At 30.8% G+C, this 13,188-nt stretch carries 14 protein-coding genes, 7 tRNA genes and 1 rRNA gene; 2 read left to right on the top strand and 20 right to left on the bottom strand.

The window, feature by feature from the left end; genetic code table 11:
* Positions 1–456: 456 nt before the first annotated feature.
* From KPL51_RS22005 to KPL51_RS22050, 10 genes are all read right to left on the bottom strand, one after another.
* Complete coding sequence (locus KPL51_RS22005) at positions 457–1,398, bottom strand: GNAT family N-acetyltransferase (RefSeq protein ID WP_216166399.1); 942 nt, start codon at positions 1,396–1,398, stop codon at positions 457–459.
* Positions 1,385–2,575: an MFS transporter gene (locus KPL51_RS22010; protein ID WP_244998169.1), complete on the bottom strand. Its 1,191-nt coding sequence runs from the start codon at positions 2,573–2,575 to the stop codon at positions 1,385–1,387. The genes KPL51_RS22005 and KPL51_RS22010 overlap by 14 nt, the downstream gene beginning before the upstream one ends.
* Positions 2,576–2,652: 77 nt before the next feature.
* On the bottom strand, positions 2,653–3,414 hold the full coding sequence (locus KPL51_RS22015) for a tRNA threonylcarbamoyladenosine dehydratase (RefSeq protein ID WP_216166401.1): 762 nt from the start codon (positions 3,412–3,414) through the stop codon (positions 2,653–2,655).
* Positions 3,415–3,571: 157 nt separating this feature from the next.
* Positions 3,572–4,816 (bottom strand): DUF1015 domain-containing protein, encoded by a 1,245-nt coding sequence (locus KPL51_RS22020; RefSeq protein ID WP_216166403.1) that lies wholly within the window; start codon positions 4,814–4,816, stop codon positions 3,572–3,574.
* 26 nt (positions 4,817–4,842) lie between these two features.
* Positions 4,843–5,754 carry a D-2-hydroxyacid dehydrogenase gene (locus KPL51_RS22025; RefSeq protein WP_216166405.1) on the bottom strand — a complete coding sequence of 304 codons (912 nt, stop codon included), beginning with the start codon at positions 5,752–5,754 and terminating at the stop codon, positions 4,843–4,845.
* Positions 5,755–5,896: 142 nt separating this feature from the next.
* Positions 5,897–6,970 carry a pyridoxal-phosphate-dependent aminotransferase family protein gene (locus KPL51_RS22030; RefSeq protein ID WP_216166407.1) on the bottom strand — a complete coding sequence of 358 codons (1,074 nt, stop codon included), beginning with the start codon at positions 6,968–6,970 and terminating at the stop codon, positions 5,897–5,899.
* Positions 6,971–7,302: 332 nt separating this feature from the next.
* Positions 7,303–7,491: a hypothetical protein gene (locus KPL51_RS22035; RefSeq protein WP_216166409.1), complete on the bottom strand. Its 189-nt coding sequence runs from the start codon at positions 7,489–7,491 to the stop codon at positions 7,303–7,305.
* Positions 7,492–7,546: 55 nt separating this feature from the next.
* Entirely contained in the window at positions 7,547–7,735 is a 189-nt protein-coding gene (locus KPL51_RS22040) for a hypothetical protein (RefSeq protein WP_216166411.1), read from the bottom strand.
* 142 nt (positions 7,736–7,877) lie between these two features.
* Entirely contained in the window at positions 7,878–8,039 is a 162-nt protein-coding gene (locus KPL51_RS22045) for a hypothetical protein (protein WP_216166413.1), read from the bottom strand.
* Positions 8,040–8,093: 54 nt separating this feature from the next.
* Positions 8,094–8,804, bottom strand: coding sequence for a hydrolase (locus KPL51_RS22050; RefSeq protein WP_216166415.1), 711 nt, complete (start codon positions 8,802–8,804; stop codon positions 8,094–8,096).
* A gap of 226 nt (positions 8,805–9,030) precedes the next feature.
* Between KPL51_RS22050 and KPL51_RS22055 the strand changes: the two genes are divergently transcribed.
* Entirely contained in the window at positions 9,031–10,269 is a 1,239-nt protein-coding gene (locus KPL51_RS22055; protein ID WP_216166417.1) for a DUF1576 domain-containing protein, read from the top strand.
* Between the two features lie 2 nt (positions 10,270–10,271).
* Entirely contained in the window at positions 10,272–10,616 is a 345-nt protein-coding gene (locus KPL51_RS22060) for a hypothetical protein (protein WP_216166419.1), read from the top strand.
* 140 nt (positions 10,617–10,756) lie between these two features.
* Here KPL51_RS22060 and KPL51_RS22065 read toward each other — a convergent pair whose 3' ends face one another.
* The 10 genes from KPL51_RS22065 to rrf all read right to left on the bottom strand — a co-directional run bounded on the left by KPL51_RS22065 (position 10,757) and on the right by rrf (position 12,985).
* Positions 10,757–11,314, bottom strand: a complete 558-nt coding sequence (locus KPL51_RS22065; protein WP_216166421.1) for an NAD(+) diphosphatase — start codon at positions 11,312–11,314, stop codon at positions 10,757–10,759.
* A gap of 88 nt (positions 11,315–11,402) precedes the next feature.
* The gene (gene sfsA, locus KPL51_RS22070) at positions 11,403–12,095 is read right to left on the bottom strand and encodes a DNA/RNA nuclease SfsA (protein ID WP_216166423.1); all 693 of its coding nucleotides are present in this window, start codon (positions 12,093–12,095) and stop codon (positions 11,403–11,405) included.
* A 152-nt stretch (positions 12,096–12,247) separates the two neighbouring features.
* Positions 12,248–12,322: transfer RNA gene (locus KPL51_RS22075), tRNA-Glu, on the bottom strand.
* A 10-nt stretch (positions 12,323–12,332) separates the two neighbouring features.
* Positions 12,333–12,408, bottom strand: a tRNA-Lys gene (locus KPL51_RS22080).
* Positions 12,409–12,412: 4 nt separating this feature from the next.
* Positions 12,413–12,487: transfer RNA gene (locus tag KPL51_RS22085), tRNA-Gln, on the bottom strand.
* Between the two features lie 5 nt (positions 12,488–12,492).
* A tRNA-Arg gene (locus tag KPL51_RS22090) sits at positions 12,493–12,569 on the bottom strand.
* A gap of 14 nt (positions 12,570–12,583) precedes the next feature.
* Positions 12,584–12,657, bottom strand: a tRNA-Gly gene (locus tag KPL51_RS22095).
* A 10-nt stretch (positions 12,658–12,667) separates the two neighbouring features.
* Positions 12,668–12,751: transfer RNA gene (locus KPL51_RS22100), tRNA-Leu, on the bottom strand.
* A 7-nt stretch (positions 12,752–12,758) separates the two neighbouring features.
* Positions 12,759–12,833, bottom strand: a tRNA-Glu gene (locus KPL51_RS22105).
* Positions 12,834–12,868: 35 nt separating this feature from the next.
* Positions 12,869–12,985 (bottom strand): 5S ribosomal RNA (rrf, locus tag KPL51_RS22110).
* Positions 12,986–13,188: the final 203 nt, after the last annotated feature.

The following is a 13,188-nucleotide window of genomic DNA, read 5'->3' on the forward strand; positions in this document are numbered from 1 at the left end:
TAATTCTTTATCTAAAGTAATTAACTGGTCTAACGAAATATTATTTCGTTATTTTACCTATTTCTCTGTTTAATTTTCAAAGACCAATTTGCTTTGTCATCATGTGACGACTTCTACTATATTATCAGTTATTCAATCATCTGTCAACAGTTTTTTAAACTTTCGAATTAAAATTTCTATTATACTAGGATGATTACTTTATCGTTGCTAAACTGCGACAACATTTAATATTCTATCATAGTCATTCCCATCTATTCTATGATATATGTTACTTATATCAATATAGATTCACAATAATCTTATTTTCTTTCTTTTTCTACGTTTTTCTTATATTGATACACTAGGATTCGTATACACATATATACTTATAAACTAAGACTAAATACTTAAGTTTTAACATATATAAATCATTACGTCTATTAAAATTACAATGAAAACTTTAATTTTATAGATTAATTAACTACTTTTAACTTTATAAAATACTATGTGATCTCTCCATTCACCATTTATGTATAAGTACTTTTCACTTATGCCAAGTTCTTTAAACCCACAGCTTTTTAAAACTCGTTGTGATTTCTCATTATCCATTAAAGTAGTTGCTTCTATTCTATGTAATTCTAATTCCTCAAAAGCATATTCTACTACAAGTTTAACTGCCTCCTTCATATATCCCATGCCTTGCTGTTTTTCATCCATTGAATAACCTATAAAGGCATTTTTAAAAACACCCATAACTATATTCGATATTTTAATCTTTCCAATAATTTTATTGCTTTTATATATTCCAAAATTAACACCAGTACCCATTATAAATTGCTTGTAGCTCTCTGTCAAAATGCGTTTCTGGGTTACTAAAGTATAAAAGCCCTCATCCCTAGAAGGCTCAAAACGTCTTAGAAATTCCCTGTTTCTTAGTTGATAATCTAATATTTCTTCTACATCACCAGGAGTTAGTACTCCAATTTTAATATTACTCGCTTTAACTACTAGATTCTTTTTTATTGGATTTTTATTAAAGTTAAAACTATTTATACCGAACGTAAACTCTGATTGATATTCAGATTTATTTATTACACTATCTGTAATGATACCTTCTAACTGAAAGCCTAAGTCAATAAAAGCACTTAAATTTATAGTTTCATGAGCTATAACATTTATCTTGTTTATTCCCATATTCTTAAACAGAATATTAAGCATAAGATTTAATGTATCTTTTAAATACTCATAACTTCTATCAGTACTTTTGTGGAATTTTAATCTAAACTGACAAAACTTATTTTGTTTGTCCAATTCAACAATAAATATTCTTCCTAGTATAATATAACTATTGTCCTTTATTACATACTCTCTCTCATTCCCCTTTAAAGCCTCTAAGTTCACATACTTACCTTTGTTCATTGTTAACCCCACTAACCTTAAAATTAATTTTTGTATTTATATGTATAAGATATATAAAAATAATTGATATTATTAGACTTACTGGTATCATATAAAAAGCTAGGTAAGTACCAATTTTATCATTTAACCTACCTATTACCAAGTTAAGCAACATATTAACTGAAGAAGTTAATGTAACTATCACTCCTGTTATGTAGGAAGTGTTTTGCTTAAATACCTTACTTATAGTAAGTACTATGGTTGGAAATGTTACTGCAAAAAAGAAGCCTGAAACAAATATTATTATAAGACCATTTTCTCCAATAACGAGTCCTAAGGTGAATAAGCATACTGCAATTACTAAAGAACCCATAGTCGCTTTTAAATAACTTAGCTTTTTAACTATAAATCCACCTACTAATCTTCCTACACTAAATAAGACCAAAAACATAACACTATAGAAAGCACTCCTACTACTATTATATTGATAATTATCTTTTATATAATTCACTAACCAACTTAATGTAGCTACCTCAGCAAAAACATAAAATCCTAATGCAAGTACATAGAAATAAACTATTTTATTTTTAAAAACATCTAGTTTATTTATTTTATTGCCTTCATTATATTTATGAGTATGAGGCATTTTTATAAAAGTGAATGCACTAAGTAACATCACGAATAGAATAGCTATTCCTAAATATATATTCCTAAAAGTAAAACCCTTAGTCATTAAGACCCCACCTAGGGCTTGACCTATAGCTCCACCCACTCCATAACAAAAATGTACTATGTTCATAAGAATAGCTTGATAACTTATAAGGAATACCGGCACTAATGTGTTTATAGCTATACTTGTTAGTGCAAGCCCTATATTCATAAGGAACATATTTATTAAAAAAGAAGTATAACTATCTCCTGCTGATAATAATAATATCAGTGAAAAGAACATAAAACAAAGCCCTAATAGGATAACCCTCTTTTGGCCTATCTTTTCACAAAGTAATCCTCCAGCATAAGAAAACAATATGTATGCTAAGGAACATATAAAAATCATTATTCCAATGTCAGTATTATCTATATTAAAATCCGATTTAAAAGAGGGTATAAATACGCCTCTACTATTTTCAGCCATTGCATTTAGTACCATCATAAGAAACAGAAAAATTATAACTATAGTATTATTCTTGTTCTTCAATTAATTCCCTCCTCACAGTACTAGTAGATAAAGGTATTAATTGTCTTTTCCCTTAATCAGATTTATTATAGCATAAATCATTCTTTCTTTTTAATTAAATCCTTAATAACTTCCCCACCAATTATCATTCCTGCTACTGGTGGAACAAAGGATATACTCCCTGGAATCTGTCTTTTCATAGCACACTTTTTTGAACCTCCTGTGCACACGCAGCCTTCTTTGCACGTTATAACCTCATCTAGCTTTGGTTTAATAGGTATTTCCTGAGAATAAACCACCTTAAGAGTTTCAATATTCCTCTTTCTGAGTTCATGTCTCATAACCTTTGCAAGTGGACATACACTTGTATCATAAATATCTGCAACTCTAAATAATGTTGGGTCTAATTTATTCCCAGTACCCAAACAACAGATAATAGGAATACTATGCTGTTTGCAGTATTCTACTAAAGCAATTTTTGAAGTTACCGTATCAATAGCATCTACTACATAATCTGTATCCTCAGTAATAATATCTCCCATATTGTCAGCTGTCACATATGTTTCATGAGTAATAACCTCACACTTAGGATTTATTTCGAGTATTCTGTCCTTCATTACTAAAACCTTACTTTTTCCTATAGTTTTAAATGTAGCATGTATTTGTCTATTTAGATTTGTTAAACATATTGTATCGTCATCTATTAATACTAGTTTACCAACACCAGATCTTACTAGTGCTTCAACTGTATAACTACCAACTCCACCTATTCCGAAAACTACTACCTTACTTTCTTGTAATACATTTAAACTATCCATACCTATTAATAACTCTGTTCTTGATAATGAATGCTGTGGCATATGTTTCTCTCTCCTTTTAATGTATAATATCGTAAATATATCATTTGTAAATAATCAGTCTTATAATTTTATTATACCCTATATCTTTAAAAAGGCCACGCATATGCGTGGCCTTTTTAACCTATTTGAACATTTCCATTTCTATTGTAGCAGTAAATTATAATTCGTGGACAAATATTCCACTTTGTAATTTTGGTTCAAACCAAGTTGACTTAGGAGGCATTGTCTTTCCTGCATTTGCTATATCCATTAAATCATCCATAGTTGTAGCACACATAGAAAAAGCAACTTTCATACCACCCTTAACTCTTCTTTCAAGTTCTATAAGTCCTCTTATTCCACCTACGAAATCAATTCTTGAATTTGTTCTTGGATCATCGATTCCTAGAATTGGTTCTAATAAGTTCTTTTGAAGTATTGAAACATCTAACCTATCTACCGGATCACTCATATTAAAGGTTCCTTCTTTAGCCACTAGTTTATACCATTTGCTGTCTAAAAACATTCCGTATGTTCTTTGTACTTCTGGTTTAAATTGGCCTTCACCTTCATAAGGAGTAATATCAAATTTTTCAGAAGCTTTGCTTATAAATTCTTCTGAGGAGTTTCCGTTTAAATCTGCAACTACTCTATTATAATCCATTACATATAAATCATTGTCTGGAAATATAACTGATAAGAAGAAGTTGAATTCCTCATCACCTGTGTATAATGGATTATCTTCTCTTCTCTTAAGTCCAACTTTAACAGCAGAAGCGGACCTATGATGACCGTCAGCTATATATAAATAATCTGTTTCAGCAAATAGATCTGATAGCTTATTAATAACTTCGTCCTCATCTATAACCCAAATAATTTGAGATACACCATCTTCTGATTTAAAATCATATACTGGTGTTTTTGTATCTGTCCAGTTTTTTACTAAGCCATCTATTTCATCTTTATGTCTATACGTTAAGAATATTGGTCCAGTATTAGCATTTGTATAATCCACATGATTAAATCTATCAAGCTCTTTATCTGCTCTTGTTAGCTCATGCTTTTTTATTATATCATTTATATAATCATCAATAGATGCACATGCAACTATACCAGTTTGAGGTCTTCCGTCCATTATTTGTCTATAAATATACAAACAAGGTTTTTCCTCTTGCATATACACTTTATAATTGATCATTTTTTTTAGATTTTCACTAGCTTTAAGATATACCTGCTCACTGTGAATGTCTATTCCTGGTTCTAAATCTACCTCTGGCTTATCAACATGTAGGAATGAATAAGGTTTTCCTTTTACCATTTCTCTAGCTTCTTCACTATTCATAACATCATAAGGAAGAGCTGCTACTTTATCTACTAAATCTAATTGTGGTCTATATGCTTTAAAAGGTCTTACTACTGCCATGATTATTCCTCCTGTAATTAATTAATTTATTTGAAAAAATCGCAAATAATGCTTGTTATCTCAGCACCTATTCTTGTTTGAGCCTCTTTAGTTGCAGCGCCAATATGTGGTGTTACAGAAACCTTAGGATGGTTAACTAGCTTTTCATTTTTAGTTGGTTCTTCAACAAAAACATCTATTCCAGCTCCTGCGAGTTTTCCATTATCTAGCGCTTCTAATAGTGCAATTTCATCAACTACTCCACCTCTAGCACAGTTAATTAAAAATGCTCCATCCTTCATCATAGCTAATTGGTCCTTTCCTATAAGAGCTCCTTGCTCTTTAAAGAATGGTATATGTAATGATAAATAATCTGCTCTTTTTAACACATCATTTAATTCACAGAATTCATAGTCATCACAATCTTTAGCTTTCCCTATTATATCTGTATATATAACTGTCATACCAAGTGCAGATGCTTTTTTTGCTAGTTCTCTTGATATTCTACCGAAACCAACAAGACCTAAAGTTTTTCCACTAATTTCTACACCTTCATATTTTTTCTTATCCCATTTACCTTGTCTCATAGATACATTAGAAATATTAATAAATCTTGATATCGCAAACATATGAGCAAGAGCAAGTTCAGCCACAGATGCACTACTTGCATTTGGAGTGTTTGTAACTTTTATACCCTTTTCCATAGCATATGCTACATCTATATTGTCAACACCTACTCCGCCACGGATTACAAGTTTTAGTCTTCCCGCTTGTGCTGCAATATCAATTATTGGTTTTCTAACCTTTGTTGCAGATCTAACCACAATTACATCAAAGTCTTTTAATGCTTCACCTAACATTTCAGGTTGATAAAACTGTTCAACAACTTCAAACCCTTTAGCTTTCAAATCTTCAATTGCGCTTTTCTCCATACCATCAGTAACTAATACTCTAATCATTATAAGCCTCCTCATTTTATGCAGAAAACGTTATACTTTAACGGTTTACTCCACTAAAGTATATCATTTTCAATGATTACCTAAAGTTAAATTAAGAATGAAAAATTATAAGTAATTTTTCATTCTTAATTTTAATTTTTAATTATTTAAGTTCTAAAATTTCACTAATTACTACTAATAAATTTTCTATTTCTTTTGGTGTAGTTTCAGCCATATGAGCTATTCTAAATGTCTTATCTTTCAATTTTCCATAACCATTAGAAATCATATAGCCTTTTTCTGCTAATTTTTTATTTAGGTCAGATATATTAATTTCTCTTGTGTTTTTAATATTAGTTAGTGTATTTGACAAAAAGTCTCCATTCGGGAATACTTCAAAGTATTTTGTAGCCCATTGGCGAACAAGCTTTGCACCAGCAAGATGCCTTGCAAATCTATTTTCTAGGCCTTCAGCTAATATCTTATCTAATTGATAATCTAATGCAAACATATGTGCAAGTGAAGGAGTAGATGGATATTGGTAATCTTTTTTTTGTATGTAATCATACATTCCTAATAAATCAAAATATACGCCTCTATTTGTAACTTTTTTAGCTCTTTCTACCGCTTTTTTTGAGAATGAACAAATGGCCATTCCTGCAGGTAGTCCTAAACATTTTTGAGTTGAAGTTATACAGATATCTATAGCCCATTCGTCTACTTTTACTTCTGTTCCAGCAGCATTACTTACTGAATCAACACATACTACAACTTCAGGATATTTTTTGTATACTGCTGAAAGAGCTTCCATGTTATTCATTAGTCCTGTTGAAGTCTCATTCATAGTAATAGTTATTAAATCATATTTTCCTGTCTCTAATGCTTTTTCAACCATTTCCGGTGTTGTTGGTTGTCCCCATTCAGATTCTATTTTATCTGCTGGAACACCATTAGCTGTACACATTTCAAACCATCTGTTTCCAAATGCTCCTACTGAAAATATTGCTGCTCTTTTTGCTGTGCACGAACGAACAGCACCTTCCATTAGTCCACTTCCTGAACTAGTTGAAAGTAATATTTCTTCTTTAGTATTAAATACTTTTCTCATTTTATCACTTATATTTCTTTGTAGTGCAGAAGCTTCCTTACCTCTATGTGATATTTGAGGAGTAGCCATTTTTTGAAGTACATCGTCTGCTACCTCTACTGGTCCTGGTATAAATAATCTTTTATGCATAATTAACCCTCCAAGTTTTGGATTTTGACATTTATTAATCATTTTTGATATGGCTTGAAGTATATATAACCAATTTCATTTTAACACTTAAATATAAATTTCTCAATATAGTAGATATAAATAATATACGAATTAAAGGTATTTTTGCACATTTATCATATAAAACCATATACTATTTTGACATATATCCTAAATTTTTACTTCAAATTCATATTTTTAAAGATTTTAAAGTTAATTATTACCATGTAATATATTAAATATTATATACAATATGGGTTAGATAACTACCTCTTAAAAATTACTATTAAAATTTTATTAATCTATTGATTTAATTAACCCTGGTCTAATCCAGCTAAAACACTGTCATATAAATTAACTTCACATTTATCATTTTTTAAATGCTTACAATTTTCACAACTTTTACTAAATACTGTGCCCATTGACGATTGGAACCCACATCCTTCTGAATCATATCCATTACAACTATTTGCTACATGAGTCATTTGCTCTATATTTGGCATAATGCTACTCCTCCTTCACTTTAATATTGAAATAAATAACAAGTCAGTATTATATTCAATTTAACCTTATTATTTCCCTGATTTCATCAAATAATCCCTCTGTACATTTTTCTTTTACATAATGAACACAACTATTACAACTTTCAGACCCAAAAGTGATACTATTTATTAATCCTAAGTTATATCTAGGTCCATATCCATGACAATTTTGTGCTACTCTCATTTCTAACTCGCTTGAAACCATAATATCCTCCTAAATATAATTAATATTAATTTTAGTGTTCCTTTTATTTATGTTTTCAATTCTTATTATTCATAATTTATTTTAAAACAAAAAAGTTACTAAAACAAAATTTGTATTAGTAACTTTTATATGCTAGTTATAATTATATGTTAATTATAGATTCAGTTTCTCTACAATATTTTGTAGTTAAACATTGCCCTAAATTTCTTGGACATCTTTTACAGATACAGTCTGAAGCTTTTCCATCACACTTTTTTGTAGAAATTTCTGGACATTTATCACAATTATCTCCACCTACAGCCATTTTATCACCTACCAATTTAATTAAAATTCATATATATAAGTTAATTTAAATATATTATTCTTCACTCTCTATCTCATAATTTTTTCTGTACTTAATCATTATTTCATTTAAGATATCAGCTACTATTGGTGGTGTATATGTAATGCCATTAGCACCGGCTTTTATAGTCTCCCTTATACTTTCATTATTGGGACCCCCTGTAGCTATAATAGGAAAATCAGGATATCTTTCTCTTACTTTTCTAACTATATAAGCTGTATTTTTAGCTCCTGAAACATTCAGTATAGTTGCTCCAGCGTTTATTCTCGCTTCTATATCTTCGAACTCAGATATAATTGTAACCACTATTGGTATATCTATAGTTTCCCTTATTTGTCTTACAACTTCATTTGATATTGGACTATTAACTACTACACCCATGGCACCCTTGAATTCAGCATCTAGTGCTAAATTTGTTACTCTTTTCCCCGTAGTAATTCCTCCTCCAACACCACAAAACACTGGCACATCCGCCGCCAGTAATAATGCTTCTGTTATTATTGGCTGAGGTGTAAATGGATATACTGCAATAACTGCATCAGCATTTGTATTTCTTATAACTGCTACATCAGTAGTAAAAACAAAAGATTTTAATCTTTTCCCAAATATTACAATTCCACTGGCATCCCTTATTGCCGATGGGAGCTCTATCATATGACTTCTCAATGTTCCTGTTATTTGAGGCACTTTTTTATTTGAATTTCTAGATTCAAGGTTTTTTTCCATTTTTGTCCCGCTTCCTTTTTTAAAATTTTTTAATATTAAAGCTAATATAATATTAAGCCTGATTTTATGAGGCTACTGACATTTTATCACTATTCTAATTATACGTACAATTAGGATTTAATTCTACCCATAATACTTATATTCTTTTATTTATACTAGCAATTATTAGTTTTTTACTATAAAGTTATTATATAAAGTTAAAACTTAAATAATAAGGAGGTCTTTAATGCAACGGAAAATTCATTCAACCTATTATATGTTTATATGCTTGTGTTTATTTTTTATGATTTTTGCATTTATTATGGATACCCCCAAAGAAATCTTATTAGGTTTTAGAAAAATACTTTTCGAATCTAATATACTAATAACAGATTACATAAAACTTGCAGGCATTGGTGCAGCTTTTATTAATATGTCTTTAGTAGTTTTAGCCTCTATAATTCTTCTTATAGGTGTTGGAATAAAACCAAACGGTTCCACTGTGGCTGCACTATTTACAATGGCTGGCTTCTCTCTCTTCGGTAAAAATATTGTTAATATTTGGCCAATAATCCTTGGAGTTTGGCTATACTCTAAATATCAAAAGGAAAAGTTTATAAGCTATGTTCTAATAGCATTATTTGCCACAACCTTATCTCCTACAGTTAATGAATTAGCTTTAGGTCATTTACCCTTTGGTGGAAATATTATTATAGGAGTATTATTAAGCACTTTTATTGGTTTTATTTTTCCACCAATGGCAGCTTACTGTCTAAGGCTTCACCAGGGTTACAATCTTTATAATGTAGGTTTCGCAGCTGGACTCCTTGCAACACTACTTATGTCTTTATTAAGAGCTTTTGGTGTAAACTTCGAAAGTAGATTGATTTGGTCTTCTGGAAATAATTTATCATTTTCTGTAGCATTAATTTCTATATTTATAACAATGATAATAGTTGGATACATAGATAACAATAAAAGTTTTAAAAATTTATTCAAACTTTATAAACAACCAGGTAGATTAGTAAGTGATTATTATCTCTTATATGGTCGGGGTATTACTATGATAAACATGGGCATTCTAGGTATATATGCTACTGTTTTTTTATTGGTAATAGGAGGGGATCTAAATGGTCCTACTATAGGTGGAATATTAACCATTGTTGGTTTTGGTGCATTTGGAAAACACTTAAGAAATGTATTTCCCGTTATGATAGGTGCAACACTTTCATCACTATTGAACATTTGGCCAATTAATTCACCAAGCATGCTCTTAGGAATTTTATTTAGTTCAACACTCGCGCCTATTTCAGGTCAGTTTGGATGGGCTTATGGTGCTCTAGCTGGTTTTCTACATATTTGCTTAATGATGAATCTTGCTTATCTTCATGGTGGCTTAAATTTATACAACAACGGTTTTGCAGGAGGAATAGTATGTATAATTCTCATACCGATTATTACTGCATTTAGAAAGGAGATTAAATAATATTGAAACACATACAGCAAAGAAATATAAAAATAGTAAATGAATTAATGGGCTATTGTTATAACCATGGTTCAGATAATGTTCATATTGATATACATAAAGAAAATCAGAAAATAATAATATTTATAAGAGCACAAATATCCACTTTATCCAAAGATGACCTGGAACTTTTAAAAAAATCGCTAAATGCACAGAGGTGTCATGAGATGGAAGAATATTATTGGAACCTTACTGGTGATAATGATTCGTATTCAGAACTTATCCTTGTAGGTATGATGATTGATGAAGCTCACGTAACTTATGTTGATGGTGAATATCTTGAAATCCTATTAAATAGAATCCCATAAACAGGTATAACTAGCCAATTTCTTTCACATTCTTTTAAACAACTTCAGAATAATCAATAAGCAATAAATACTAATTGTTGCTTTCTGATTATTCTGATCACTATTTTAACTATCTCAACATATTTTTATTTTATGAACTGTTACTCTTGCTCAATAGTATCTAAATAATTAGTTTCAATATCACATCTATAGGCCTTATTTCCCTCATATTTAATTTCCTTTAGCATTTTTCTAACAACTTTTTTTCCTATTTCATCTTCGCTCATTTCACAGAGTGCATCATCTATATTTCCCCACTCAACCCATTCAACTTCAGCGGATTTATTTATCTCTCCCTCAATATACACAGCACTAAAAGTTAGCATTATAATCTCTTTAGAAGCTAAATAATCACTTCCCAAATATTTTATCTCACCAACACTTATTCCTGTTTCTTCTTTAACTTCTCTGACTACCGTTTCTTCAACAGATTCCCCATTGGTTACATATCCTGATACTAATACCTTTGAATTCTCATAAATATAACTTTGTTTAAGCAGTAAAATTTGTTTACCCTTCATAACCGCAACTACTATACAGGGTTTTGGTGTATCAAAATACATAATATCATCAACAGGACAATATGGTACTCCACCCTCATCCCAACTGTATTTTTCTATTAATTCTCTTCCGCAAATTGGGCAATATATAAATTTCAAATTTTCCACTCCTTAAACTATATTTTATTCTTCTTAATGTTATTTTAATTCAATCAATACTTATTTAAAAGTAAGTATCAATAAATAATTACAAAATAATTTCAACTTGATTATTTAAAGTTATAAAATTTTCACCAACCTCACATTCATAGGCAAAAATATTAACACCACTTTTGTAAGCCAATCTTAATGCATCACCAAAAGCTTTATCCATATCATCATAGGGCGAAAAATTTTTTATCTTATCCATTTGAATAAGAAATAGTACTCCCGCTCCAAAACCCATTTTTTTAGTCTCTATAAGCTCTAATAAATGTTTTCTTCCTCTATCCGTAGGTGCATCTGGAAACATACTTTTGCCATCTACTTCAAATGTTACCCCCTTTACTTCAAGATAGTACTCTTCTCCAATGTCATTAGAGAGTTTAAAATCAAATCTACTATTTCCAAAAGTTTTTTCCCTCTGTATTATATTATATTTAGCTAGGTGTCCTATTTTTTTATTTTTTAGCGCTTCATCAACAACCTTATTAGGAATTTGTGAATCTATATTAATGATTTTATTATCTTTATATCCTGCAATTAGATCATAGAGTGTTTTTCTAGTTGGATTAACTTCTTCTCTTAACAGGACTTTAGATCCAGGAACCAATATTTCCCTACATCTACCTGTATTGGGAACATGAACCATTAACTCTTCTCCATTTAATTTTACGTAAGCCTGAAATCTGTTTGGCCTTTTTATAAATTCCGCAATAATAACTTTTTTGTCTATAAACATAATTTCATCTCCATTTTTATAAATATACACTAGTTTTTAAAAGTTATCAACATTATCCACAGCTATAATAATAATTTTTGTGGAAATATTCATCATTATTTAATAAAATAAAAATTATCAAAAAAAAGCACTTGCGAATGCAAGTACTTTTTTGGTGACTCCTAGGGGAATTGAACCCCTGTTACCACCGTGAAAGGGTGGTGTCTTAACCGCTTGACCAAGGAGCCTTATAAATTTTGGTGGCTTACCGGGGAATCGAACCCCGGACACCATGATTAAAAGTCATGTGCTCTACCAACTGAGCTAGTAAACCATATTGGCTGGGATAGCAGGATTTGAACCTACGGATGCCACAGTCAAAGTGTGGTGCCTTACCGCTTGGCGATATCCCAATAAATGGTGTGTCTTAAGGGATTCGAACCCCCGGCCCACGCCTTAGAAGGGCGTTGCTCTATCCAACTGAGCTAAAAACACATATTAAACAAAAATGGAGCGGGTAGAGGGAATCGAACCCTCGTAATTAGCTTGGAAGGCTAACACTCTACCATTGAGTTATACCCGCTTAGTAAATATGGTGCAGGTGAAGGGACTTGAACCCCCATGCCGTAAAGCGCTAGATCCTAAGTCTAGTGCGTCTGCCATTCCGCCACACCTGCAAACATATGGTGACTCCTAGGGGAATTGAACCCCTGTTACCACCGTGAAAGGGTGGTGTCTTGACCGCTTGACCAAGGAGCCTTATGAAATACTAAAATATTTCTATTTTAGTATTAACCTGGCGATGACCTACTCTCCCACAAAGTTACCCCTGCAGTACCATCAGCGCATTGAAGCTTAACCATCCTGTTCGATATGGGAAGGGGTGTTACCTTCATGCCATAATCACCAGATTTGTTTTTAGAAACAATAATTGAGAATCTACCGTCGTTGACTACGGATACTAGATATAAAATATCTTCTCATTATTATCTCTATAAAGAGAAATTTATTTTCTTTACAGAAAAATATTCTCTGAAAATTGCACAGTGAACTTATCTTCTTTTTTTCAAAAGAAGTATATCGCAATATTTTAAATAACTTGGTCAAGCCCTCG

The sequence above is a fragment of the Clostridium bowmanii genome (genome assembly GCF_018861315.1).
GTDB classification, from domain to species: Bacteria; Bacillota; Clostridia; order Clostridiales; family Clostridiaceae; genus Clostridium_AD; species Clostridium_AD bowmanii.

Excerpts from the sequence above, each read along its gene's own strand:
- KPL51_RS22005 (WP_216166399.1), bottom strand. The coding sequence starts at position 1,398 with ATGAACAAAGGTAAGTATGTGAACTTAGAGGCTTTAAAGGGGAATGAG.
- KPL51_RS22015 (WP_216166401.1), bottom strand. The coding sequence starts at position 3,414 with ATGCCACAGCATTCATTATCAAGAACAGAGTTATTAATAGGTATGGAT.
- KPL51_RS22020 (WP_216166403.1), bottom strand. The coding sequence starts at position 4,816 with ATGGCAGTAGTAAGACCTTTTAAAGCATATAGACCACAATTAGATTTA.
- KPL51_RS22025 (WP_216166405.1), bottom strand. The coding sequence starts at position 5,754 with ATGATTAGAGTATTAGTTACTGATGGTATGGAGAAAAGCGCAATTGAA.
- KPL51_RS22030 (WP_216166407.1), bottom strand. The coding sequence starts at position 6,970 with ATGCATAAAAGATTATTTATACCAGGACCAGTAGAGGTAGCAGACGAT.
- KPL51_RS22035 (WP_216166409.1), bottom strand. The coding sequence starts at position 7,491 with ATGCCAAATATAGAGCAAATGACTCATGTAGCAAATAGTTGTAATGGA.
- KPL51_RS22040 (WP_216166411.1), bottom strand. The coding sequence starts at position 7,735 with ATGGTTTCAAGCGAGTTAGAAATGAGAGTAGCACAAAATTGTCATGGA.
- KPL51_RS22045 (WP_216166413.1), bottom strand. The coding sequence starts at position 8,039 with ATGGCTGTAGGTGGAGATAATTGTGATAAATGTCCAGAAATTTCTACA.
- KPL51_RS22050 (WP_216166415.1), bottom strand. The coding sequence starts at position 8,804 with ATGGAAAAAAACCTTGAATCTAGAAATTCAAATAAAAAAGTGCCTCAA.
- KPL51_RS22055 (WP_216166417.1), top strand. The coding sequence starts at position 9,031 with ATGCAACGGAAAATTCATTCAACCTATTATATGTTTATATGCTTGTGT.
- sfsA (WP_216166423.1), bottom strand. The coding sequence starts at position 12,095 with ATGTTTATAGACAAAAAAGTTATTATTGCGGAATTTATAAAAAGGCCA.